Origin of the sequence: Streptacidiphilus pinicola, from assembly GCF_003258295.1 — a bacterium.
GTDB lineage: Bacteria > Actinomycetota > Actinomycetes > Streptomycetales > Streptomycetaceae > Streptacidiphilus > Streptacidiphilus pinicola.
The window spans coordinates 1-23,193 of record NZ_QKYN01000040.1 but is presented as its reverse complement, the minus strand read 5'-3'; the positions used below and the strand labels follow the sequence as shown (position 1 = coordinate 23,193).

Genomic DNA, 23,193 nt, shown 5'->3' with positions numbered 1-23,193 from the left:
TCTGGTCCGCCCCACGCGGAGGAGGTGAACGCCTCGCAGGCCCGAGGGCCGCAGGCGCACCATGAGACAGAACACCTACCCTCAGAAGCTGTTCGCCGAGGTTCTCGGCACGGCGACCCTGGTCTTCATCGGCGTCGGCTCGGTGCCCGCCACCCTGCTGCTCGGCGGGAAGGCGCCGTTCACGATGGCCGAGCTGGGCATGATCTCGCTGGCCTTCGCGCTCGCGGTGGTCGCCCTGGTCTACTCGATCGGCCACATCTCCGGCTGCCAGATCAACCCCGCCGTCACCCTCGGGCTGGCGGCGACCGGCAAGATGCCCTGGCGGGACGTGCCGGGATACCTCGCCGCCCAGGTGGTCGGCGCCGTACTCGGAGCCCTCGCGATCATCGCGGTCCTGGGCCACAAAGCCGTCGACGTCGGCCTCGGCATCGCCTCCTACGGCCCGCACGTCAGCGCCGGCCAGGCGTTCGGCGCCGAGCTGATCGGCACCTTCCTGCTGGTCTTCGTGGTCTTCGGGGCGATCGACGCCCGGGCACCCGGCGGCTTCGCCGGGATCGCGATCGGCTTCGCCGTCTTCGCGATCATCATCCCGGTGGCGCCCGCCACCGGCGCCGCGATCAACCCGGCCCGCACCCTCGGCCCGATGATCGTCGGTCAGCTGGCCGGCGGGACCGTCCACTGGAACCAGCTCCCCGTCTACCTGCTGGCCGAGATCGCGGGCGGCGTGCTCGCGGGCTTCGCCTACCTCGCCCTCAACCACCACCGCACCGCGGCCCCCGCGACACCGGCGCAGCCCGCCGCCCCGTCCACGGAGACCCCCGCAGCCGAGGGAGTGCTGTCGTGAAGAAGTTCCTCAACACCCCGGAGTCCGTCCTCTCCGACGCACTCGCGGGCATGGCCGCCGCCCACCCCGGGCTGCACGTCGACCAGAACGCGGGCGTCATCAGACGCGCCGAGGAGACCCGGGTCGGCAAGGTGGCCCTGCTCTCCGGCGGCGGCTCCGGCCACGAACCGCTGCACGGCGGGTTCGTCGGCACCGGCATGCTGGACGCCGCCTGCCCCGGCGAGGTCTTCACCTCACCCGTGCCCGACCAGATGCTCGCCGCCGCCAAGGCCGTCGAACGGGGCAGCGGCGTGGTGTTCGTCGTGAAGAACTACACCGGCGACGTCCTCAACTTCCAGATGGCCGCCGAACTGGCCGCCGACGAGGGCATCGAGGTCCAGACCGTCCTGGTGGACGACGACGTCGCGGTCCAGGACTCCACCTGGACGGCCGGTCGCCGCGGCACCGGCGCCACGGTCTTCGTCGAGAAGATCGCCGGCGCGCTCGCCGAACAGGGCGCGGACCTCGCGGCCGTCGCCGGGATCGGCCGGCGGGTCAACGAGGCGTCCCGGTCCTTCGCGGTCGCCCTCACCGCGTGCACCACCCCCGCCAACGGCAAGCCCGGCTTCGACCTGCCGGACGACGAGATCGAGATCGGCGTCGGCATCCACGGCGAACCCGGGCGCCACCGTCAGAAGCTCGCCCCCGCCCGGGAGATCGTGGCCTCGGCCATGGACGCCATCCTCGCCGAACCCGCGCTCGCCGACGCCGGCCAGGTGATCGTGATGGTCAACGGCCTGGGCGGGACACCGCTGATGGAGCTGTACGTGGTGTTCCACGAGGTCGCCGCCCTGCTCGCGGACAAGGGTGCCGCCATCGCCCGCAGCCTGGTCGGCAACTACGTCACCAGCCTGGACATGGCCGGCGCCTCGATCACGGTGTGCCGCGCCGATGCGGAGCTCCTGTCCCTGTGGGACGCTCCCGTCAACACCCCCGCCCTGCGCTGGGGCCTGTGAGACCGGGCCGTGCCCGGCACCACGGAATGCCCTGACCAGGCCGGGCACGGCCCACCCACCGAACCGATCCCACCACCGATCCACCACCCTTGCACCGAAGGAGACCCCGATGGACATCGCCCTCACCCGCCAGTGGGTGCAGGCCGTCGCCGAGGCAATGGACGAGCACAAGGACCGGCTCACCCAACTGGACGCGGCCATCGGCGACGCCGACCACGGCGCCAACATGAACCGCGGGTTCTCCGCCGCCGTCACCGCCCTCGACACCTTCGAGCCGGAATCCGTCGGCCAGCTGCTGACCAAGGTCGGCAACACCCTGATCTCCAGTATCGGCGGCGCCTCCGGCCCCCTGTACGGCTCCGCCTTCCGCGCCGCCGGCAAAGCCCTCACCACCCCGGAGCCCGACGCGGCCGAGTTCCTGGCCGCGCTGCGCGCCGGACTCGCGGCCATCCAGGCCATGGGTGCGGCCGTCCTGGGCGACAAGACCATCGTCGACGCCTACGCCCCCGCCCTCGACGCGTTTGCCGAGGAGCTCGGCGCCGGAGGCGACCTCGCCCACGCCGCCGCGCGGGCCGCCAAGGCGGCGGACGACGGCGCGCACGCCACCATCCCGCTCCAGGCCCGCAAGGGCCGCGCCTCCTACCTCGGTCCGCGCAGCATCGGCCACCAGGACCCCGGCGCCACCTCCACCGCCCTGATCTTCGAAGCCCTCGCCAAGGTGGTCAACCCCTGATGATCCCTCAGTCCTACGCCGGCCACACCGCCTCCGGCGGCATCGCGCTCGGACTGGCGCACGTCCCCGACCGGCCCGCGGACATCCCCCTGCCCCGTCGGCGCCCCGTCGACCCGCGCAGGGAGGTCACCGACGCCTTCGACGCGGTCGCCGCCGGGTTGGCCCGTCTCGCGGAGACCCTGCGCGACAGCGGCCAGCCCGAGCAGGCCGAGATCATGGAGGTCAACGGCTACCTCGCCCAGGACCCCGACCTGCGCGGCGCCGCGCTCCGCAGGGTCGCCCAGGGAACGCCCGTCGTGATCGCGGTCCGGCAGGCGGTCGACGAGTACGCGCGCGCCATCGCCGCCCTCGACGACCCGACGCTGGCCGAACGCGCCACCGACATACGGCAGGTCGGCCGCCGGGTCCTCGACCACCTGCACGGGACCACGTCCGCCGTCCCCGACGGACCGCTGGTGCTGCTCGCGACCGAGGTCGGCGCCGCCGACCTCCTCGAACTCGGCCCGGCCGTGGTCGGCGCCGCCTCGGTGATCGGCGGCCCCAACTCGCATGCCGCCATCGTCGCCCGCTCGCTCGGCATCCCGCTGCTCCTCGGTATCGACCCCGTCCTGCTGGACCTGCCCGCGGGCACCGAGATCGTGGTCGACGCACAGGCCGCCCGCATCGCGGTCCACCCGGACCCCCACCAGCGCACCCTCGCGCTGTCCGCGATGGACGCGGCCCGGGCCCGTCGGACCGCCCTCGCCGCCGAGCGCTCGCTGCCCTGCGAGACCCTGGACCGGCACACCGTCGTCCTGCGGGCCAACATCGCCACCGCCGCCGACGCCGAGGCGGCGCTGCGCTCCGGCGCCGACGGCGTCGGCCTGCTGCGCACCGAACTCCCCTTCCTGGAGGCCGCGTCGTGGCCGACCGAAGCCCAGCACGCGGCCACCCTGGTCCCGGTCCTGCGCAGACTGGAGGGCCGCCCCGTGACGGTGCGCACCCTCGACTACGCGGACGACAAGCTGCCGCCGTTCCTCGCCGACGGCACGGCAGGGCAGCGGATCGGCCGCGGCCTGCCGCTGATGCTCGCCCGACCGGAGGCCTTCGCCGAGCAGTTCCGCGCCATCCTCACCTCGGGCGCCGGGGCCGACGTGCGGATCCTGATCCCCATGGTCGCCACGGTGGACGAACTCCTGGCCTGCCGCGCGATCCTGCGGGCCGCCGCCACGAGCCTGGGCGTCGCCCCGCCGCCCCTCGGCGCCATGGTGGAGCTCCCCGAAGCCGTCGCCGTCGCCGACGACCTCGCCCGGGAGTCCGCCTTCCTCTCCATCGGCAGCAACGACCTCACCTGCCAACTCCTGGGCCTGGACCGGCGCGACCCCGCGGCGACTCCCGCGCTGACCGCGCATCCCGTGGTCCTGCGGGCCATCCGCGACGTGATCGAGGCAGCCCATCGCCACCACCGTCAGGTGTCGGTCTGCGGCGACGCCGCCGCCCACCCGCTCGTCACCCCGCTGCTCGTCGGTCTCGGCTGCGACATCCTCTCCGCCGCCCCCGCCGCGCTCGACGAAGTCCGCGCCCGCATCCGCCGCCTCGACGCCGAGACCTGCGCCCGGGCCGCCCGCGACGCGCTCGACGCCACCACGGTGGACGAGGTCTGGCGGATCGTCGAACGCCGCTGCTCTCCGACGCTGCCCTGACGCCGCCTCAGACGTACTCGTACTGCATGGGCGAGCCGGGCGAGTGCTCCACGTCCGGCGAGGGAGGTGACAGTTCGTCATGCGCCGCGCGCAGCTTTGCGCGGACCTCGTTGTGCAGACTCGTGAACTCGGACTCGGTGATGACGCCGCGGTTCGCGTCCATGATCTGCCGGTGCACCGCCGGGTACAGGACCCTGGCGTCGCGGACGTCGTCCTCCGTGGCCCGGCGGCCGGGAGCCTCGATGATGTCGATGGCGTAGCTGATCCAGTCCGCCTTGTTGTACCGGCCGTACCCGTCGCGCTCGTTGTCGGGGACGAACTCGGCGGTGGCCTCGGTCCGTTCGAGCAGTGCCTGCACGTTCAGCCGGATCGCGCAGCCGAGCCCGCTGAAGGAGCGGACGTAGTCGCGCAGCGCCGTCTCCATGGCCAACTGCTCGGTGTTGACCGCGTTGGTGCCGACCACGAGGTTGTCGAACCAGTTGGGCCCGCCGTCGCCGTCACCCACGAGATGGCACCACTCGTGGGAGGCGAGCCGTCCGCGCGTGCCGCCGTGGCCGGTGGTCGGCATCAGGGCGTGCGCGGCCACGCCGCCCATCGCCGCCATCGGACTGCGCCCGCCGGTACCGCGGTCGACCAGCGGCGGGTTCGACACCCTGACCTGCTGGCGGAATGTGCGATCGGGCGTGTCCCTCGCCTGCTCGTCGAAGCGTCGGGCACTCATGAAGCGGCGGCTCTCGTGGGCTGATCCGTCGCTGTGGGTGAAGTTGGAGTCGGTGATCCTGCGCGTGTAGAAGACGAACGGCTGCCGACGGTCGGTCGGCAGCGCCACGAGGTCGGGTGTGGGGCGGTCGACGCGGTTTGCGTCGTCCAGTCCCCGCTGCTCGGCCAGGTCCGCGGAGGCCACGCCCGCGTAGCCCGGGTTGTAGCCCCAGAAGTCGCCGAACCGGTACGTCCGTCCCATGGACCGGCCGCCCGACCCCTTGGGGATCATCTGGGTGATGGTGAAGGGCTGCGTCGGGTCGATCAGCGTGGCGCTGGTGCCATGACGGTCGTTGATCAGCTGGACGCGGTAGACGAAGAACGAGGTCTGGTACTCGACGACCCAGCTGGTCCGTACCGAGCCCTCGCGGAGCCTCGTCGAGGCCCTCGGCGGGAGCGGATTGCCGACGCGCAGGGCGTCCGTGCGATAGCCGCGCTGCTCGCGGGCGTAGGCGACCGTGGGCGGGGCGACGAGCCGCCCGTCGGCGTCGAACTCCTCGGCCGGAACCCACATCGCGGGCAGGAAGGCGATCTGCTCGATCTGGTCCTCCTGGTCCTCCCGGGTGGCCCGCTGCGTCCCCGGCTCGGCCGCCGTCCGCGGCGCCGTCACGGTGCCCCGGCGCGGCATCCGCTGCAGCGGGGTCGCCGCCTGGTCGTCGGCGCGCGACCGCTGGACGGCCCGGGTGACGGCGGCGTTCCCCGCGAGCCGCTGGAGGGCCGGCAGGCTCCCTGGCCCGGAGGGGAGCCCTTGGCCGCCGGTCGGGAGCAGCTCGGGGGACGTGCGGGCCGGCCGGGAGGAGCCCGGACCGTCGTGGTCCTGGTTCCCGGTGCGACGGGGGCGCTGCGGTGCCATCGACTCTCCCAGCGGCGTGACCATGTGAGGCACCGCCACCGTAGGAGCGGGAGGGCGCTCGGCCGGAGAGTCCCGCGGACAGGAAATCGGGCAGACCTCGGTGTCGCCTCAGCGGGCCGCGGCGGGAGGCGGCAGGCGGAGGCCGGCGAGCTCCGGCGGCACGGGGGAGTCGGGGCGGAAGAAGGGCGCCGACTCGCCGTCGGTCGCGGTGGCGGGCGCGTCGGTGAGGCGGAAGCGGTCCCGCAGACGGCCGTAGAAGTCGGTGGGCTGGAGGCGGATGAGCCGGAGCCGCTGCGGGGCGCGGTAGACGCCGACCCAGTCGCCCGGGTCGAGCACGCCGCGGAGCTGACCGTCGATGCTGACCGCGGCCCGGCCGGAGTGCGGCAGGATGCGCAGCGCGACCGACTCGTCCGGGGCGGCCACGACGGTGCGGTTGAAGGTCATGTGCGGCGCGATCGGGGTGAACACGACGGCGTCCATGTGCGGGGAGAGCACCGGACCCCCGGCGGCGAAGCAGTAGGCGGTGGAACCGGTGGGCGTGGCCACGACGAGGGCGTCCGCCGAGTAGGCCGCCAGCAGCCGGCCCGCGATGTAGACGCCGGCGGAGACTTGGTGGTCCCGGCTCAGCTTCTCCACCACGACGTCGTTGAGGGCGTTGACGTCCAGGGCCATTCCCCAGCCGTCGCCCACGGTGGTCGTCGGCCGGACCTGGGGCGGGGGCAGCGCGGGGCCGCGTCCGTAGCAGAGCGGCGACTCCAGCTCGGCCGGGATCTCCGGGGGCCGGGACGCGCGCATGGTCAGCGTCATCCGCTCCTCGACCAGCGCGTCACCCGTGCGGACGGCGTCCAGGGCGCGGATGACGTCGCCGACGGGCACCTCGGTGAGGAAGCCGACCTTGCCCAGGTCGACGCCGAGCACACTGGCCCCGGTCTTGACGGCGATCCGCGCCCCGCGCAGGAAGGTCCCGTCCCCGCCCAGGGTGACGACCAGGTCGGGGTCCCCGGCGGCGCGGGCCTCCTCGCGGCCGGAGCGGCGTTCGTGGTCGGGCGCCCAGACGTCGATCTCGGTACAGGAAATGCCGTGGTCGCCGGACCAGGCGTGCACGGATCGCGCGGCCGCCACGGCGGCTGAGCGCCCCTGATGGACGACCAGTCCGATGCGCTGTACCGGCATGGGGACCTCGTCTCGGTGCGGGCGGCGGCCGGGAGCGGTCGCCTCTCCCATTGGCTCAGTCCGGCGGGGGAAGGGCAACCTGTGCGACGATCTTCTTCGCAACCTGGAGCCACCTCGGGAGCCGGTGACTGACCATGAAGGTCGCAGTACTCGACGACTACCTGCACGTCGCCCTGAGCCTCGCGGACTGGGACTCGCTGGGCGCCCGGGTCGACGTGTTCGACACGCCGTTCCACGACGAGGAGGCGGTGGTCGCCGCGCTGGCCGACTACGAGGTCGTGGTCGCCATGCGGGAGCGGACCCCTTTCCCGGGGTCGACCCTGAGCCGGCTGCCCAAGCTGGCGCTGCTCGTCACGACCGGCCCCGGCAACGCCGCCATCGACCTCGACGCCGCCCGGCGGCAGGGCGTCACCGTCACCGCCACGCGGTACTTCCCCCAGCCCACCGTCGAGCTGACCTGGGCGCTGATCCTCGCCGCGGCCCGCCTGATCCCCGAGAACGTCGCCTCGGTGCGGAGCGGCGGCTGGCAGGTGGGGCTTGGGACGAGCCTGAACCGGGCCACCCTCGGCATCCTGGGCCTCGGCGTCATCGGCCGCCGGGTCGCCGAGGTCGGCCGGGCCTTCGGGATGGAGACCGTCGCCTGGAGCCAGAACCTGCGCCCGGAGGATGCGCAGGCCCAGGGGGTGACGTACGTGTCGCGCGAGGAGCTGTTCGCCCACGCCGACGTGCTCAGCGTCCACCTGCGGCTCAGCGAGCGGACCCGCGGCATCGTCGGCGCGGAGGAGCTGCACCTGATGAAGCCCACCGCGATCCTGGTCAACACCTCCCGCGGGCCGCTGGTCGACGAGGCCGCGCTGCTCGACGCCCTGGACCAGCGCCGGATCGCGGTCGCGGCGCTGGACGTCTTCGACCGCGAACCGCTGCCCGCCGGGCATCCGCTCCGCTCCGCACCGAACGCGCTGCTGACCCCGCACGTCGGCTACGTGACCAGGGACCTGTTCGAGGTCTTCTACCGCGACGCGGTCGAGGACATCGCGGCCTGGGCCGCCGGAGCCCCGGTGCGCGTCCTGGCCTGACCGTCCTCGCGGCCCCGTCAGGCGAGTCGCGCGGGGAAGCCGCCGGTGGCGATCGGGCCCCAGCGCTCCGGGGTGATCCGGAGGAGCGCCTTGCCCTGCTCGACCATCGCCTCGCGGTACTCCGCCCAGTCCGGGTGCTCTCCGGAGATGTTGCGGAAGTACTCGACGAACGCGTCGAGCGCGGCCGGCCCCTCGGCGGCCTCGAGCACCTCGGCACGCCCGTCCACCTGCACCCACGGCCCGTCCCACTCGTCGGACAGCACCAGGACGCTGACCTCGGGGCGCAACCGCGCGTTGCGGACCTTGGCCCGCTCGGGGTAGCTGGAGACGACGATCCGGCCGGAGTCGTCGACCCCGCCGGTCAGCGGCGACGCCTGCGGCGTGCCGTCGGCGCGCCGGGTGATCAGGATCATCCGGTGACGCGGGCGGACGAACTCCAGCAGGTCCTCACGCTCGACCTTGGTGGTGGTGGCGATGCTCCGTGCCATCAGTTCCCTCTCCTCGCAGCGGCCTTCGCCCACCCTATCCGGGCTCCAGTCCGCTCGGCCGGAGCGCTCAGTCCATGGTGCGCAGGACGAGCTTGCCGCGGGTGCGGCCCTGCTCGCCACGGGCGTGGGCCTCGGCGGCCCGCTCCAGCGGGAAGGACTCCTCGACCTCGACCACGACCTGGCCCGCGTCGATCAGCTCGGCGATCGTGGTCAGCGCCGGGCCGTCCGGCTCGACCAGGAACGGGGTGACCCGGGCCCTCGCCACTGCCGCGGCCTCGGCCAGCTCGGGGGAGACCCCGGCCGGGATCGCCACCAGCAGGCCGTCCTGGCGAAGCACCCGCAGCGAGCGCCGCGAGGTCTCGCCGTGGGCGTCGCCGACCAGGTCGATGACGACGTCGACGTCCCGCACGGCGTCCTCGAAGCGGACGGCGGTGTAGTCGATCGTCTCGTCCGCGCCCAGCTCCTTGAGCCACGCGTGGCGCCCCGGGCTCGCCGTGGCGACCACGGACGCGCCCAGGTGCCGGGCGAACTGCACCGCCAGGTGTCCCACGCCGCCGGCGGCGGCGTGGATCAGCACCCGCTGCCCGGGCCGGACGTCGGCGGTGTCCACCAGCGCCTGCCACGCCGTCAGCGCCGCGAGCGGCACCGCCGCGGCCTGCTCGTGCGTCACCGTGGCCGGCTTGCGGGCGAACTGCCGGGCGGGCGCGGTGACGTACTCGGCGTAGCCGCCGGCCGCGCGCGGGAACCACGGCATCCCGTAGACCTCGTCGCCCACGGCGAGGGTGGTGACGCCGAAGCCGACGGCCTCCACCACGCCGGAGACGTCCCAGCCCAGGACGAACGGCGGCTCCCCGAGCACCCCGGCCATCCCGCTGCCGGACCGGGTCTTCCAGTCCACCGGGTTCACGCCGGCGGCGTGCACACGCACCAGCACCTCGGTCGGCAGCGGCTCCGGCCGTGGCACCCGCTCCACCCGGAGCACCTCCGGTCCGCCGAAGGAGTCCTGGACCACCGCGCGCATCGTCGACTGCTGTTCGGACATGGCTCATCCCCTGAGAAGGCCTGGTGCGGAGGCCTCGGGCGCTCCGCGCTGACGGGAATGAAGCTAGGTCCGCGGGTGTAGTTACCCGCAAGAGGAGCTACTTCCTCTTGGGAAGTATCCAGGTGAGGAGTGTTCTACATGGCCACCAACTGCCCGACCGGCCGCCACGCGCACCACGACGTCTACGCCGCCCAGTGCCCCTGCCGGGCGCTGCTGGACCTGTTGGCCAACAAGTGGTCCACGCTCGCCGTGGGAGCGCTGGAGGAGGGACCGCAGCGCTTCGGGGCGCTGCAGCGCAGGCTCCAGGGCATCAGCCCCAAGGTGCTGACCCAGACCCTGCGCCGGCTGGAGGACTTCGGCCTGGTCGACCGCACCGTCTACCCGGCCGTTCCGCTGCACGTCGAGTACGCGCTCACCGCCCTCGGCAAGAGCGCGGCCGTCCCGCTGAACGCGCTGCGCACCTGGGTGGAGGAGAACATCGACTCGGCCGGTGCCGTGAGCGCCGACGCGGGGGAGTAGCCGCGCCGTCCGCGCGCCCTCACCCGGCGTCGGCCCGGGGTGCGGCCGGCGTCGCGGGCGGGGCGGGGACGGTGCGCAGCGTGAGGCGGGAGGGCGGGGCGGCGTCGAGCGCCGTGGGCAGTTCGCTGCGGCCGCGGATGTTCAGCTTGCGGTAGGTGCTGGTCAGGTGGGTCTCCACGGTGCGCCGGGCCAGGTGCAGCAGCGCGGCGATCTCGGTGTTGGTGCGGCCGTCGGCCGCGAGGCGGGCGATGCGCAGCTCGCTCTCGGTCAGCGCGTCCACACCGCTGTGGCGGGTCGACCGGAGCCTGGGGCTGCCGGTGCGCAGCGCCTGCTCCGCCTGGTCCAGCAGCCTTACGGCGCCCTCGCGTTCGGCGACGGCCGCGGCCTCGCGGAGCAGCGCGCGGGCCTGCAGGCGCTGCCCGGCGGTCGTGAGGCGGCGGCCCTGGGCGATCAACGCGGCCGCCAGCTCGGAGGTCAGCCCCGGCTGCCCGCCGGCGCCGCGCAGCGTCTCGACGGCCCGAGCGGTCAGCTCCAGGCCGCGCCGGCCGTTGGCCGCCGCGCCGAGCACGCGCAGCGCGCGGCCGAGCACCCGCGGGGTACCCCAGACCGCCGCGAGTCGGTACTCCTCCTCGGCGAGCGGCAACGCGGTCTCCGGTGAGCCGAGGAGGAGCAGGCACTCGGCGGCCGCGGAGCGCCACGGCGTCACCACGGGGCTGAGCACGTCGCGGGTCTGCTGCCTGCGGCCGGACTCCAGGAAGTCGTCGACCGCGGCCTGCAGCCGGCCCGAGGCCGCGCGCACCACGCCCCTGGCATACAGGAAGCGGTTCAACTCCCACGTGTCGTGGGCGTCCTGGACGTCGACTGCGGCGGCGAGCCGTTCGGCCTCGGCCGCGCGGCCGGTGGCCACCAGCGCGAGCAGGACGTGCGCCGTCAGGTTGCCCGGTCGGTGCGGCGCGCCGTCGCGGCGCTCGAACTCGGCCAGCAGCCGGGCGTGCCCGCCGCGCGCCGCGGTGATGTCCCACTGCGTGTTGCGCAGGGACTGGTGCATCGGATGGAGCGCGGGCAGCCGGAACGCCGTCATGCTCTGCCGCACCAGCCGCTCGGCCTCGTCGAGTTCGTCCGCCCACTGGGCGACGGCGGCGGCCGTGCCCAGCAGATACGGCATCAGCGGGGCTTCCTCGCCGGACGAGAGGAGAGCGCGGACCCGCCGCATGGCCTCCTCGGCGGAGACCAGACCGGCGGTCGCGTCATGACGGACCAACAGCGCCCGCTCGGCCGCGCCGATTCGGGACGGGGCCCGCTCGGCGGTCTCGCGCAGCTCCTCGTAGACCTGGCGGCGCACCTCCTGGTCGTGGTCGGACAGCAGCGCCGAGGCCAGCCGGACGGTGCGGGTCAGCACCGGGTGGTCGGCCAAGGTCCCGTCGGCGTCCAGGTCGTGGAGCAGGGCGACGCCGGCGTGCGCGTCGCCGCGCCGGGCCAGCGCGAGGCCCAACGCCACCGTGGCCTGGGCGCGTTCCCGCGGTTCCTCCCGCAGGCGCAGCGCCTCGGTCAGCCGGGGTATCCCGGTGCCGCACAGCGAGGCGAGCTCCAACGAACCGAGTTCGGTGAGCACTTCGGCTCGGCGCGCGCGGGAGACGGGCTCCTCCAGCGCGCGGCGCAGCAGCGCGACGGCGTCGGAGGTCCGACCGGTGCGCACGGCCGACGCGGCCGCGTCCCGCAGCGAGTCCACCGCCCAGCCGGCGCCCGCGGCGGGGGTACGCAGCAGGTGGGCGGCGACCGCCTCGGCCGGGTCGCCCCGGCGCTGCCGGAAGGCGGCGGCCTGGTGGTGGGCCGCCTGCCGGTCGGCGGGTCGCCAGCCGTCCAGCACGGCGTCGCCGAGCAGCGGGTGGGCGAAGCGCACCGCGCCGCGCTCGCCGTCCTCGCGGAGCAGACCCAGCCGCACCATGGCGGTCATCCAGCCCGCCGCCCGCGCCGGATCGGCCCCGGCCACACGGGCGACTAAATCGACGTCACCGGACGCGTCCTCCAGGCCGCCCGCCAACCCCACCTGGGTGAGGTCGGCCAACGCGCGTGCCACGGCCGCGGTCTCCGGTCCCGCGCTCTCCAACCACCAGGCGACGGCGGCCGGATAGGCGCCGGGGTAGAGGTCGGCGCAGCGCTCCGGGAAGGCCGCCGGGGCGGGCCCCTCGACCGGACCCGCGCTCAGGTCCTCGAGCAGGGCGCGCAGTAGCAGCGGGTTGCCGGCGCTGGCCCGCAGGCAGCCGTCCACCCGGGCGTCGGTCGTCTGCTCGCCGAGGTGGTCGCGCACCATCGCCTCCGCGGCCCGCCGGCTGAGCGGCGCGAGGACGTGGCTGCGGACCAGCGTCGGCGAGAGGGTGTGCGCGAGCCCGGGCACGGGCGTGGCGATGTCGTACTGGCCGCGCTCGGTGGCCACGATCAGCAGCGGCAGCGTGTCCAGCCGCCGGGCCGCCTCGGTGAGGAACCGCCGCGAGGCCGCGTCGGCGAGATGGACGTCGTCCACGGCCAGCAGCAGCGGCGCCTCGGCCGCGCGGTCGCGCAGCAGCCGCCAGAGCCGGTCGGCGATCCCCGGGGCGTGCATCCGCGCACCGGCCCCCGGGGCGTCGGCCGCCCGGCCGTCGGCCCCGTCCGTCCGCGTGGTCGCGGTCAGCGCCGTGGTCGTGGTGCGTTCCAGGTCCAGCAGGTGGCGCAGCGCGCCGAACGCGGTGTCGGAGCGCTCGGCGGAGCAGCGGGCGCGCAGCACCCGCAGCCCCTGCGCGGCGCCGTTCGCCGCGACGGTCTCCAGCAGCGCGCTGCGCCCCGTGCCGGTGGCGCCGCGCAGCAGCACCAGTCGCCCGGAACCGGCCCGCGCACGGCGGGCCTCCAAGGCCACCAGGCGCAGGGCGTCCTCACGTTCGCACAGCGGCCCGTCGCCGAGGTGCTTGCAGGTCGAGGTCATCGGATCCCCCTGGATGTCCGGACAGTGGTCTTGGGTGTCGTGGTGCCTCTCGTGGTGCGTCTCGTGGTGTCTGTCGTGGTGCCCCTCGTGGTGTTCGTCCCGGACGCGCTCGTGGCGCATCCCGTGGTAACCCACGATTGCGGAGGTGGTTCGGTTCAACGGAGGCTTGGTTCCATCGGGTCGACTTTGTCACACATCGGTCAACAGGCCTGGAAAGTGGGGATGGTGGGTCATGGTGGTGCGCACGTGTTCCGGGTCGACGGAGGTCGTCGGCGCCGTGCCGTCCGGCGCCATCCCCGTCGCCGTGTACGCCGACGACCCGATCTCGCTCGCCGGGGTGCGCAGCCAGCTGCGTCCGCAGCCGGGGGTCGATCTGGTCGACACCGTCTCGGGCCGGGCCGGTGCGGTCGCGGTGTTGGTGGCCGAGGCGCCGGACGAGCCCACGCTCTCCTCGTTGCGCCGTCTCGCGCGCACCGACGGCACCCGTGCCGTCCTGGTCGCGGCCACGGTCCGCGAGGCCGAGCTGCTCCAGGTGATCGAGTGCGGGGTCGGCGCCATCGTCTGGCGTCGTGAGGCCACCGGCCACCGGCTGCACCAGGCGGTCGTGGCCGCCTCCCGCGGCGACGGCGACCTTCCGGCGGACCTGTTGGGCCGGCTGATGACCCAGGTGGGCACGATGCAGCGCGGCGCCCCCGGTTCGTCCGACGCCCCCGTGCACGGTCTGGCGCCGCGCGAGGTCGACGTGGTGAGGCTGGTCGCCGAGGGAATGGACACCGGGGAAATCGCCAGCAAGCTCTCGTACTCCGAACGAACCGTCAAGAACGTGATGCACGGGCTCACCACCCGGCTCCACCTGCGGAACCGCGCGCACGCCGTGGCCTATGCCCTGAGGGAAGGCTACATCTGACGGTTGGGGCGTACACCCATGACCCCCCGGGCACGTCGCGTTGCCCCCGGAACGTCCCCCGCAAGCCTGCCGGGGCAGGGCCGCGCGGGTGCAGGCTGATGAACTGCAGGTGACGGCAAGCGAAGGGCGCGGCAGTGATCCACGAGGTGGACGAGGTCCTCAGGAGACTGCTGACCGGAGGTGCCCTCGCGGGCAGCGGCGTCGAGATCGCCTTCGAGGCGCCGACCCGCGACTGGGCCGCCCGGCGCAACAACCCCACCGTCGACTGCTACCTCTACGACATCCGCGAGGACACCACGCGGCGCGAACGCGGGGCCCTCCCGGTCCGCAACGAACAGGGCGTCACCGTCGGCCGCCGGCGCCCCCCGCGCTGGTTCCGGCTGGCCTACCTCGTCACCGCCTGGACCAAGCGTCCGCAGGACGAGCACCGGATGCTCTCCGCGGTCCTCGCCACGCTGCTGCCGCGCGAGCTGCTGCCGCCCGACGAGCTGACCGGCTCCCTGGCGGAGCTCGGCCTCACCGTCCCACTGAGCGTCGCCTCACTGAGCATGGAGGCACGCTCCACCGCCGAGCTCTGGTCCGCGCTCGGCGGCGAACTCAAGCCCTCCGTCGACGTGGTGGTCACCGTCCCGATGCCCTCCTTCCCGGACTACGACGCCGGTCCGCCGGTCACCGAGCTCGGGGTGCAGGTGCGCGGCCTCGACGGCACGTTGGCGGACGCGCCCGAACGTCACCTCCCGCGTCGCCCGCTCTCCCGGAGCGTCGCTGAGTGAACCCTCCGGTTCCCCTGCTCGCCCGCCTCGACCGGCTGCGCGACCGGGTCGCCCGCCTGGTCGCCTCCCGCAGCGCCGACGACCCCACCGCCGAGGACCCCCTCCGCGGCCTCTACCTCACCCCGGAGGCCGTCAGTCACGTGCTCCGCCGCGCGAACGCCGGACTGGCCCCCGAGGGCTCCGGGGAGGCCCGGAACGCGGTCCCGGCGGAGCCCGGGGAGGCGGTAGGTGACGACCGGCTGCACGTGCTCGCCGACCGACTGCGCCTCACAGCGCTCGACGCCGAGCTGCTGCTCGTCGCGCTCGCGCCCGATCTGGAGCGCGCGTTCGAGCCGCTCTACGGGTACCTCAACGACGACGTCAGCCGTCGGCGGGCCACCGTCGGCCTGGCCCTGGAGCTCTGCGGGCTCCCCGCGTACGCGGTCGAGGCGCGCGCCCGTCTCCACCCCACGGCGCCGCTGCGCGCGCTGGGCCTGCTCCGGGTCGAGGAGCCGGAACGGCCGTTCCTGAGCCGGTCGTTGCGCGTTCCGGACCGGGTCGTCGCGCATCTGCTCGGCGACGACACCCAGGATCCCGGGCTGGAGGGTCGCGTCCGGCCGCTCGCCGCACCGCTCGACCAGCTGGAGGCGGACCTGCTGACCCAGCGCCTCGCCAAGCGTCTGGCGGCCGGACCGCTGACCGCCTACCTCCGCGAACACCGGGCGGGCGACGGATCCGTCTGCGCCGCCGCCGCTCTGCGCGCCGCCGGGCTGGAGGCCCTGCACTACACCCCGGAAGCCCCCGCCGACGCCGGTGTCGACGCCGGTGATCACGAGATCCGGGCGCTGCTGCGCGAGACCCGGCTGCGCGGCTGCGCACTCGTGGTCTCCCCGCTGCCCGATCAGCCCGGAACGCTGGTGCGGACCCTGGCCGTTGACGACGTCCCGGTCCTGTTCGCCGGGATCGCGGCCTACGACCCGCAGTGGTGCGACGGCCGGCCCGACCCACTGGTCCTCGACGCCCCGCGGCAGCGCTCCGGCGGTCTGGACGCGTGGTCCGCCGCCCTCGGCGAGCCCGTCCACGAGCTGGCCGAGGTCGTCGCGCCCTACCGGCTCGGCGGCGAGCAGATCCGCCGCGCCGCGCGCGCGGCCCAGCAGTTGGCCGCCTTCGAGGACGCCCCGGTCTCCGGCGTCCACCTGCGCCGCGCCGCCCGCCAGCAGTCGGCCTCCGGCCTGGAGCAGCACGCCCGCCGGATCCGGCCCGCGGTCGGCTGGGACGACCTGGTGCTGCCCGAGGCGCCCCAGGCGCATCTGCGGGAACTCGCCCTGCGGGCCCGGCACCGCGACCGCGTGCTCGGCGACTGGCGGCTCAGCGCGGGAGGTGGCCGGGGACGGGGCGTACTGGCGCTGTTCGCGGGCGAGTCCGGGACCGGCAAGACGCTCTCCGCCGAGGTCGTCGCCGCCGAACTCGGCCTCGACCTCTACGTCGTGCAGCTCTCGTCCGTCGTCGACAAGTACGTCGGCGAGACGGAGAAGAACCTGGAACGGATCTTCACCGAGGCCGACCGCACCGACGCCGTGCTGCTCTTCGACGAGGCCGACGCCGTCTTCGGCAAACGCTCCGAGGTCAAGGACTCCCACGACCGCTACGCCAACCTGGAGAGCGCGTACCTCCTGCAGCGGCTGGAGTCCTTCGACGGCATCGCCGTGCTCACCACCAACCTGCGCGCCAACATCGACGACGCCTTCACCCGGCGCCTCGACCTGGTGGTCGACTTCCCCTTCCCCGACGCCGCCCAGCGGCTCGCCCTGTGGCGGCACAGCCTGGTCTCCGTGCCCTGCGTCCCCGGCATCGACCCCGAGCGCTGCGCCCGGGAGTTCGAGTTGGCCGGGGGGTCGATCCGCAGCGCCGTCGTCACCGCCGCCTACGCCGCCGCCGGGCGGGGCGAACCCGTCACCGACGCCGACCTGCTGGCCGGCGCCCAGCGCGAGTACCGCAAGGCCGGGCGCCTGGTCCTGGACGAGTACAACGCCTGGTGACGGCGGGGGTCCGTCACCAGGCGTCGGATTCGGGCGGGCCTCAGGGCTTGGCCTGGACCCACTTCTGGTTGGAGTTGCCGGTGCACTCCCACAGCTGCAGCCTGGTCCCGTTGCCGGTCCCCTGGGCGTTCGCGTCCACGCACTTGTTGGCGAGGATGCTCACCAGGTCGCCGCCGGCGGTGGTGTTGAGGGTCCAGACCTGGGCCGGACCGCCGTTGCAGTTGGCGAGTTGGACGGTGGTGCCGTCGGCCGTGTTGGCGTTGGCCACGTCCATGCACAGGCCCAGCGAGTGGATGGTGCCCCGGTTGTCGGAGGTCCCGTCCAGGACGAAGGTCCACTGCTGCCAGACGGCTCCGCTGCAGTCCCACAGCTCCAGCGGCTTGCCGTCCTTGCCGCCGGGCGCGGCCCCGTCGGTCACCGTGATGCACCGGTTGGAGCCCCGGCCGACCAGCTCGACGGCCGATCCGTTGCCGGCGGGCGGGTTCGGGGGCGGATTGCCGCCGCCCCCGCTGCTCCCGCCGCTGCCGCCACCACTGCCGCCGCCGTTGCCGCCGGCGGGCGGCGCGGCCGGCGGCGCGGTGGTGGGCGCGGGCGCCCCGCCGCCCGGGGTGGTGGCGACGGGCTGGGTGGGCGCGGGCGCGGGCGCCAGGCTCGGCGTGGGCAACGCGCTCGGGGTGACCTGGGCGGCCAGCGGGGTCGCCGCGCTGCTGAAGGCGGGCGGGTTGGTGAACCAGAGCGCGACGAAGGCGATGACCAGCCCCAGACAGAGGCTCAGCGCCGTGAAGAGCCAGCGGGGCAGGAAGCCGCGCTGGACGTAGGTGCCGTCCACGGTCAGCGGGTTGACCCCGGAGCGGCGCACCGACAGCCGGTACGGGCGGTTCTGCTTGTGGCCGATCCAGATGATCTGACGGGGCTTCAGCGTGGCGTTGACGAAGGCCGCCCGGCCCGGCTCGATCTGGACGTTGGCGGGGACCACCTCGTACCCGAGCTGGTCGCCGTTGTCGTCCCCGGCCACGGAGGCGGTGAGGGTGGTGTTGCCGAGGTTGTCGATGGCCAGCTTGGGCCGGCCCCGGAAGCGCCCCTTGACGGTGTGCGGGACCAGTTCGGCGCGCACCTCCATGAACGGCGTCACCGTGATGTTGCCCTCGGGGACGGTGGTCGCCTCGGGGTGCTCGGTCGGCGTGACCTGCACGGCGTAGGGGTGCGGCCCGGCCGCGGCGTCCGGGGTGCGCGGTGGTGCGACCGTGAGCTCGACCGTGCCCGTGGTGCCCGGGTAGAGCCGCAGGGAGGGTGGCTCGACGGTGACATAGGGCGCCAGATCACCGACCACGGTGACGCGGTACTCGTCGACGACGTCGCCGGTGTTGCGGATCCGCAGGCGTACGGTGGCGGTGCTGCCCGCGTCGACCGTCGTGGACGCGGGCTCCAGAGAAGTCCATAGGCTCACCTGGGGAACCTACTCGGCGGGCCGACGCCGGGTCAGGAAGCTACGGGGCAGGGTCGGCGTCCCAAAGGGCCTACTGCGCTGCCCCGTCGGGCAGCCGAGGCGGGCCGCAGCCGACGCCGCTCCGCGGGATGCCCCCAGGTCTGCCCGAAGGTACCTGTTCCCCGGGGTGGTTCGGGGGTATCCAGTTGCCAGGCCCACACCCTCGCCGGAGGCAGGTTTCATGCGCGTCCCCGCCCACGACAAGGCAGCAGCCCAGGCCCGGACGGACGACCCCGTCCGTTCCCTCCGGGGACGCGAACCGCAACAGCCCTCGACGGCGCCCAGAGGGGTCGCCGAACTGCTGGCCCTGCAGCGGGCGGCGGGCAACGCCGCGGTGACGCGCACGCTGGCCTCGGTCCAACGGTCCGCAGCGGAACAGGAGTCGGAGGGTCGGCCGGTCCAGCGGGCGACGGCCCACCAGGTGCTCCGGTCGGCGGGGCAGCCCCTCCAGGAGCCCCTGCGTCGCGAGATGGAGTTCCGGCTCGGCGCCGACTTCTCCGACGTCCGGATCCACACGGACCCCGTCGCGCAGCGGTCCGCCGCCGAGGTCGGGGCGCACGCCTACACCTCCGGCCACCACGTGGTCCTCACGGACGGCGGCCAGGACAAGCACACCCTCGCCCATGAGCTGACCCACGTCATCCAGCAGCGGCGCGGGCCGGTCGCCGGCACGGACAACGGCGAGGGGCTGAGCGTCAGCGACCCGGGTGACCGCTTCGAGCGCGAGGCCGAGACCAACGCGACGCGGGTGATGGCCGCGCATCCGCCCGTCCAGCGTGCCGTCTCCGGGCAGGCGCACGAGGCGCACGAGGCGTGCGAGCACGCCGAGGGCACCACCCCGGTGGCTTCCGGCGCGCCGATCGCCGTGCAGCGCAAGGGCTTCGACGAGATCAGCGGGGGGCTCCCGGCCGAGCCGTCGGCGCCCACCGGTGGGTTGTTCGGAAAGCTGCAGGCGCTGACCGGGAACCAGGCGCGACCGGACGGCCCGGTGGCGGCCAAGGTGCGTGCCGACATCGCCGCGTACGACCGCGACGGGAACCGCGACCCCATGCACTGCCTGATGGCGCTGTCGCGCATCCAGCACCAGTTGATCTCGGCGGAGGGGACCGCTGAGGGGTCGTCGCCCTTCCTGGCCGCCGCAGGGAGGGCGGTCGACGCAGAACTGGCGCTGATCAGGGGGCAGATCTCCCGTGACGACAGCTTCCCCGAGGACGCCCGCCGGCCGTTCCGTGCGATGACCGACCAGGGCATGCTCTGGAACCATCCGGACTGGGCGGACAGCGCGGCCGCGTTCCACATGCGGGGCCCCAGCTACTTCCGCGAACTCTCCGAGCTGAACCGGGCCGGAATGGCCAAGGAGATCGCCCGGCGGGGCGAGCAGCCCTGGGTCGCCGACGTCAGGAGCCGGCTGACCCGGGCGCTCGACAACAGCGTGCTGTGCCACTACACGCCCAAGTCCCGGGCCCAGGTGATGCTGGACCACGAGCAGCAGATCAAGTCGAAGACCGAGCTGCTCGCAGCCGACAAGGACGCCCCGAACAACTCCGAGGCGTACGACCGGCACGGCCTGGCCAACGAGGGATTCGTCTTCTTCTACCTGGAGGTGCCGAACAGCCCGTTCCGCGACTCGCGGTTCGCCGGCAAGGACGAACCGGCCCGGGTCGAGCTCCCGCTGACCCGTTCCCCTCTGATGTCGCAGGGCTGGCTGATGCTCAGCGACTTCGCCCAGCGCGAGTACCCGACGCTGCGCACCGACCCCCAGGACCCGGGTTCGCTGCAGAGCCGGCTGCCCACCCGTGAGGAGGGGTTCTCGGACCGGTTCACCCGACCGGTGCGGCGCTTCGACGTGGGCACGGGCCGCGCGGAGCTGGACTTCGACAAGGTCACGAGTGGGATGGAGCAGGAGCCGGACCGGGACCGCCGAGGCCAGATGATGTTCCTCGCGAGCCAGGCCGCCGCGGATCCGCACAGCGCGATGACGTACGGCGCCGCCCCGGGTCCCCAGACCGCTCACCCCGAACGGCTGCGCTCCAACACGCTGATGGGCAGCGACATCGTCCCGGGTCTGGTCGAGCGGGCGATCGTGGAGATCCAGCGCATCGGCGAGGTCGACCGGCACCTCGCCGACCGCCTGAAGGCCATGTCCGGCAACGAGCTGCTGCGTTTCCTCCTCAAGGACGCGCTGCGACCGCAGGCGATGCTGCCGAACACCGTGAGCCTCGCCCAGGCCAGGGTCGTCCTGTCCAGCGGCGAGGAGCTCCACCCGACGCCCGTCCCGGCCTGACCTGAACCGATCGGATCTGATCTGACGACTGCACCCGGGTGCACCTCCCGGGGCAACGGCGGTGCCCCGGGGGAGGTACCGGGGGACGTTTCGGGAACGCGTACGAACAGCGACAGTTGTCGTGGTCCTGTCTTGTACCGCGAGGAGCACCCAGTATGCCGTCGTACCTGTCGCCAGGCGTCTATGTGGAGGAGGTCGCCAGCGGCTCGCGCCCCATCGAGGGTGTGGGCACGTCGGTGGCCGCGTTCGTCGGCCTCGCGCCGAACGGGCCTCTCAACGAGCCGACGCTGGTGACCAACTGGTCGCAGTACGTCGCCTCGTTCGGCGAGTTCACCGAGGGCTACTACCTCGCGCACTCGGTCTACGGCTTCTTCAACAACGGCGGCAGCGCCGCCTACGTCGTGCGGGTCGGCGGCGTGCCCGGTGGCGTCTCCGACGCCACCCCCCAGGCTTCGGCCGCGCTGGCCGGCGGCACCGGCCCCGCCGCGCTGCTGCCGGGCGAAGCCAAGGAGCTTGGCACCTTCAAGGTGTCCGCCATCGCTGCCGGCGAGAGCGGCGCGCTGAGCGTCGAGGTCGCCGACGCGGAGGGCGAGGGCCCGGCCGACCGCTTCCGCCTGGTCGTCAAGGACGGCGAGAAGCCGGTCGAGACCTTCGACGTGTCGGCGAAGCGTGGCGGTCGCAGCTACGTCGTCACCCAGGTCAAGGAGCGCTCCAAGCTCATCAGCATTCAGGAGGCGACCCCGGCCGGGCAGTTGGTCCGCCCGGAGAACCAGACGGTCGCGCTGCCCGCGCCGTCCGCCGCCCCCGTTCCCGCCAACGCCCCGGTCCCGGTGGGCGAGGGCGAGCAGGTCGGCGTCCGCGAGTACGTGGGCGACTCGGCCGACCGCACCGGCTTCGGCGGCCTGGAGGCCGTGGACGAGGTCTCCATGGTCTCCGTCCCGGACCTGATGGCCGCCTACCAGCGCGGCGCCATCGACCTGGAGTCCGTCAAGGCCGTCCAGCTCGCACTGATCGCGCACTGCGAGTTGATGGGCGACCGGCTCGCGATCATCGACCCGCCGCCGGGTCTGAATGCCCGTCAGATCAGGGTCTGGCGCCAGGAGACGGCCGGTTACGACTCCAAGTACGCCGCGCTGTACTACCCCTGGGTCAAGGTCTTCGACCCGGCCTCCGCGCAGACGCGTCTGGTGCCGCCGAGCGGCCACGTGGCGGGCATCTGGGCCCGCAACGACTTCGAGCGCGGCGTCCACAAGGCCCCCGCCAACGAGATCGTGCGCGGCGCGGTGGACCTGGAGATGCAGATCACCCGCGGCGAGCAGGACCTGCTCAACCCGCTGGGCATCAACTGCATCCGGGCCTTCCCCGGCCGCGGCATCCGGATCTGGGGCGCGCGCACCCTCTCCTCCGACCCGGCCTGGCGCTACCTCAACGTCCGCCGGTACTTCAACTACCTCGAGGAGTCCATCCTCACCGGCACCCAGTGGGTGGTCTTCGAGCCGAACGACCAGGCCCTGTGGGCCAGGATCCGGCGCAACATCTCCGCCTTCCTGGTCACCGAGTGGCGCAGCGGCGCCCTCTTCGGCGCCACACCCGACGACGCCTACTACGTGAAGTGCGACGCCGAGACCAACCCCCCGGAGTCGGTGGACCTCGGCCGGGTCATCTGCGAGATCGGCGTCTCCCCGGTCAAGCCGGCCGAGTTCGTGATCTTCCGGCTGGCGCAGTTCTCCAGCGGAGCGGGTGAGTTGGAGGAGTAGCGGCGGGGGTGACCTCGTCGCCCCTCGGCTCCCTCCACCGCACGCGTGCCACGACCCCAGCCCGAGCAGAAGTAAGGAACACCCGGCATGAGCCTCCAGCCCGGCGATTCGCTCACATCGCACAATTTCGGCCTCCAGATCGACGGCGTCATGGTCGAGTACCTCCAGGAGGTCTCCGGCCTGGACATGAACCAGGACGTCATCGAGTTCCAGCAGGTCTCCGCCAACGGCCAGCCCGTCACCAAGAAGCTGCCCGGCGTGAAGCGCGCCGGCGAGGCCACGGTGGTCCGCGGCATGACCCAGTCCCGGGCCTTCAACGACTGGATCAACGCCTCCGTCCGCGGGGACATGGGCTCCGCCCGCAAGAACGCCAGCATCATCGTCATGGACTACCAGAACAACCCGGTGAAGCGGTACCACCTGCGCCAGGCCTGGTGCAGCAAGGTCTCCGCGAGCACGGTCAAGGCCGGCGAGGCGTCCGCGCTGACCGAGACCGTCACCATCACCTACGAAGAAATGATCATGGAGTAATGCGCCGCGGAGCAGCGACCAGGACCGGCGGCCTCACCGCCGGCGCCGACTCCGCCCCGGCCGCCGACGCCGCCTTCGCGGTGCCGGCGGCCCCGGCCCCGGTCGAACCCGCCCCCGTGCGGCGGCAGTTGCGCACGGAGTTCGCCTTCGAGCTGCCGCGCGGCTACGTGGACGAGCACGGCACCGTCCATCGCGAGGGCGTCATGCGCCTGGCGACCGCCAGGGACGAGCTCATCCCGCTGCGCGACATCCGGGTGCAGGAGAACCCCGCCTACCTGTCGGTGGTGCTGCTCGCCCGGGTGATCACCCGGCTGGGC

General features: G+C 73.6%; 18 protein-coding genes and 1 pseudogene. 13 read left to right on the top strand and 6 right to left on the bottom strand.

What is annotated here, in order from left to right:
• Positions 1 to 61: 61 nt before the first annotated feature.
• The 4 genes from DN069_RS11085 to DN069_RS11070 all read left to right on the top strand — a co-directional run bounded on the left by DN069_RS11085 (position 62) and on the right by DN069_RS11070 (position 4,254).
• Positions 62 to 844, top strand: coding sequence for an MIP/aquaporin family protein (locus DN069_RS11085; RefSeq protein WP_111500742.1), 783 nt, complete (start codon positions 62 to 64; stop codon positions 842 to 844).
• On the top strand, positions 841 to 1,839 hold the full coding sequence (gene dhaK, locus DN069_RS11080) for a dihydroxyacetone kinase subunit DhaK (protein WP_111500741.1): 999 nt from the start codon (positions 841 to 843) through the stop codon (positions 1,837 to 1,839). Before DN069_RS11085 ends, dhaK begins: the two co-directional genes overlap by 4 nt.
• A gap of 109 nt (positions 1,840 to 1,948) precedes the next feature.
• Positions 1,949 to 2,572 carry a dihydroxyacetone kinase subunit DhaL gene (gene dhaL, locus DN069_RS11075; protein WP_111500740.1) on the top strand — a complete coding sequence of 208 codons (624 nt, stop codon included), beginning with the start codon at positions 1,949 to 1,951 and terminating at the stop codon, positions 2,570 to 2,572.
• Positions 2,572 to 4,254 carry a putative PEP-binding protein gene (locus DN069_RS11070; protein WP_111500739.1) on the top strand — a complete coding sequence of 561 codons (1,683 nt, stop codon included), beginning with the start codon at positions 2,572 to 2,574 and terminating at the stop codon, positions 4,252 to 4,254. Before dhaL ends, DN069_RS11070 begins: the two co-directional genes overlap by 1 nt.
• Positions 4,255 to 4,261: 7 nt before the next feature.
• On the opposite strand, the gene DN069_RS11065 is transcribed toward DN069_RS11070, so the two are convergent.
• Positions 4,262 to 5,866, bottom strand: coding sequence for a DNA/RNA non-specific endonuclease (locus DN069_RS11065; RefSeq protein ID WP_133259886.1), 1,605 nt, complete (start codon positions 5,864 to 5,866; stop codon positions 4,262 to 4,264).
• 108 nt (positions 5,867 to 5,974) lie between these two features.
• Positions 5,975 to 7,039 carry an NAD(+)/NADH kinase gene (locus tag DN069_RS11060; RefSeq protein ID WP_111500737.1) on the bottom strand — a complete coding sequence of 355 codons (1,065 nt, stop codon included), beginning with the start codon at positions 7,037 to 7,039 and terminating at the stop codon, positions 5,975 to 5,977.
• Between the two features lie 134 nt (positions 7,040 to 7,173).
• On the opposite strand from DN069_RS11060, the gene DN069_RS11055 reads away from it, so the two are divergent.
• Complete coding sequence (locus DN069_RS11055; protein WP_111500736.1) at positions 7,174 to 8,115, top strand: D-2-hydroxyacid dehydrogenase family protein; 942 nt, start codon at positions 7,174 to 7,176, stop codon at positions 8,113 to 8,115.
• Between the two features lie 17 nt (positions 8,116 to 8,132).
• Here DN069_RS11055 and DN069_RS11050 read toward each other — a convergent pair whose 3' ends face one another.
• Both DN069_RS11050 and DN069_RS11045 read right to left on the bottom strand, forming a co-directional pair.
• Entirely contained in the window at positions 8,133 to 8,603 is a 471-nt protein-coding gene (locus tag DN069_RS11050; RefSeq protein WP_111500735.1) for a PPOX class F420-dependent oxidoreductase, read from the bottom strand.
• A gap of 67 nt (positions 8,604 to 8,670) precedes the next feature.
• Complete coding sequence (locus DN069_RS11045; protein WP_111500734.1) at positions 8,671 to 9,645, bottom strand: NADP-dependent oxidoreductase; 975 nt, start codon at positions 9,643 to 9,645, stop codon at positions 8,671 to 8,673.
• Between the two features lie 138 nt (positions 9,646 to 9,783).
• Between DN069_RS11045 and DN069_RS11040 the strand changes: the two genes are divergently transcribed.
• The gene (locus DN069_RS11040) at positions 9,784 to 10,164 is read left to right on the top strand and encodes a winged helix-turn-helix transcriptional regulator (protein WP_111500843.1); all 381 of its coding nucleotides are present in this window, start codon (positions 9,784 to 9,786) and stop codon (positions 10,162 to 10,164) included.
• A gap of 19 nt (positions 10,165 to 10,183) precedes the next feature.
• Here DN069_RS11040 and DN069_RS11035 read toward each other — a convergent pair whose 3' ends face one another.
• Entirely contained in the window at positions 10,184 to 13,120 is a 2,937-nt protein-coding gene (locus DN069_RS11035) for an AAA family ATPase (RefSeq protein ID WP_111500842.1), read from the bottom strand.
• A 232-nt stretch (positions 13,121 to 13,352) separates the two neighbouring features.
• Here DN069_RS11035 and DN069_RS11030 point away from each other — a divergent pair, with 232 nt between their 5' ends.
• The 3 genes from DN069_RS11030 (at position 13,353) to DN069_RS11020 (ending at position 16,818) form a co-directional block, all read left to right on the top strand.
• Entirely contained in the window at positions 13,353 to 14,027 is a 675-nt protein-coding gene (locus DN069_RS11030; protein ID WP_111500733.1) for a helix-turn-helix transcriptional regulator, read from the top strand.
• Positions 14,028 to 14,161: 134 nt separating this feature from the next.
• Positions 14,162 to 14,800: a Pvc16 family protein gene (locus DN069_RS11025; protein WP_111500732.1), complete on the top strand. Its 639-nt coding sequence runs from the start codon at positions 14,162 to 14,164 to the stop codon at positions 14,798 to 14,800.
• Entirely contained in the window at positions 14,797 to 16,818 is a 2,022-nt protein-coding gene (locus tag DN069_RS11020; protein WP_111500731.1) for an ATP-binding protein, read from the top strand. The genes DN069_RS11025 and DN069_RS11020 overlap by 4 nt, the downstream gene beginning before the upstream one ends.
• 40 nt (positions 16,819 to 16,858) lie before the next feature.
• Here DN069_RS11020 and DN069_RS11015 read toward each other — a convergent pair whose 3' ends face one another.
• Positions 16,859 to 18,265, bottom strand: a complete 1,407-nt coding sequence (locus tag DN069_RS11015; RefSeq protein ID WP_111500730.1) for a ricin-type beta-trefoil lectin domain protein — start codon at positions 18,263 to 18,265, stop codon at positions 16,859 to 16,861.
• 220 nt (positions 18,266 to 18,485) lie between these two features.
• On the opposite strand from DN069_RS11015, the gene DN069_RS11010 reads away from it, so the two are divergent.
• The 4 genes and pseudogenes from DN069_RS11010 to DN069_RS10995 form a co-directional block, all read left to right on the top strand.
• A complete protein-coding gene (locus tag DN069_RS11010; RefSeq protein ID WP_111500729.1) occupies positions 18,486 to 20,588 on the top strand; it encodes an eCIS core domain-containing protein in 2,103 nt (700 codons plus the stop codon).
• 155 nt (positions 20,589 to 20,743) lie between these two features.
• Positions 20,744 to 22,345, top strand: a complete 1,602-nt coding sequence (locus tag DN069_RS11005) for a phage tail sheath subtilisin-like domain-containing protein (protein WP_111500728.1) — start codon at positions 20,744 to 20,746, stop codon at positions 22,343 to 22,345.
• Between the two features lie 87 nt (positions 22,346 to 22,432).
• Positions 22,433 to 22,876, top strand: coding sequence for a phage tail protein (locus tag DN069_RS11000; RefSeq protein ID WP_111500727.1), 444 nt, complete (start codon positions 22,433 to 22,435; stop codon positions 22,874 to 22,876).
• A pseudogene (locus tag DN069_RS10995) lies at positions 22,876 to 23,193 on the top strand (hypothetical protein); the annotation flags it as partial. The gene DN069_RS11000 and the pseudogene DN069_RS10995, both read left to right, overlap by 1 nt.

Bases quoted from the DNA above. Each gene is read 5' to 3' on its own strand.
- DN069_RS11085 (WP_111500742.1), top strand. From the start codon at position 62: ATGAGACAGAACACCTACCCTCAGAAGCTGTTCGCCGAGGTTCTCGGC.
- dhaL (WP_111500740.1), top strand. From the start codon at position 1,949: ATGGACATCGCCCTCACCCGCCAGTGGGTGCAGGCCGTCGCCGAGGCA.
- DN069_RS11070 (WP_111500739.1), top strand. From the start codon at position 2,572: ATGATCCCTCAGTCCTACGCCGGCCACACCGCCTCCGGCGGCATCGCG.
- DN069_RS11065 (WP_133259886.1), bottom strand. From the start codon at position 5,866: ATGGCACCGCAGCGCCCCCGTCGCACCGGGAACCAGGACCACGACGGT.
- DN069_RS11060 (WP_111500737.1), bottom strand. From the start codon at position 7,039: ATGCCGGTACAGCGCATCGGACTGGTCGTCCATCAGGGGCGCTCAGCC.
- DN069_RS11055 (WP_111500736.1), top strand. From the start codon at position 7,174: ATGAAGGTCGCAGTACTCGACGACTACCTGCACGTCGCCCTGAGCCTC.
- DN069_RS11050 (WP_111500735.1), bottom strand. From the start codon at position 8,603: ATGGCACGGAGCATCGCCACCACCACCAAGGTCGAGCGTGAGGACCTG.
- DN069_RS11045 (WP_111500734.1), bottom strand. From the start codon at position 9,645: ATGTCCGAACAGCAGTCGACGATGCGCGCGGTGGTCCAGGACTCCTTC.
- DN069_RS11040 (WP_111500843.1), top strand. From the start codon at position 9,784: ATGGCCACCAACTGCCCGACCGGCCGCCACGCGCACCACGACGTCTAC.
- DN069_RS11035 (WP_111500842.1), bottom strand. From the start codon at position 13,120: ATGACCTCGACCTGCAAGCACCTCGGCGACGGGCCGCTGTGCGAACGT.
- DN069_RS11030 (WP_111500733.1), top strand. From the start codon at position 13,353: ATGGTGGTGCGCACGTGTTCCGGGTCGACGGAGGTCGTCGGCGCCGTG.
- DN069_RS11010 (WP_111500729.1), top strand. From the start codon at position 18,486: ATGCGCGTCCCCGCCCACGACAAGGCAGCAGCCCAGGCCCGGACGGAC.
- DN069_RS11005 (WP_111500728.1), top strand. From the start codon at position 20,744: ATGCCGTCGTACCTGTCGCCAGGCGTCTATGTGGAGGAGGTCGCCAGC.
- DN069_RS11000 (WP_111500727.1), top strand. From the start codon at position 22,433: ATGAGCCTCCAGCCCGGCGATTCGCTCACATCGCACAATTTCGGCCTC.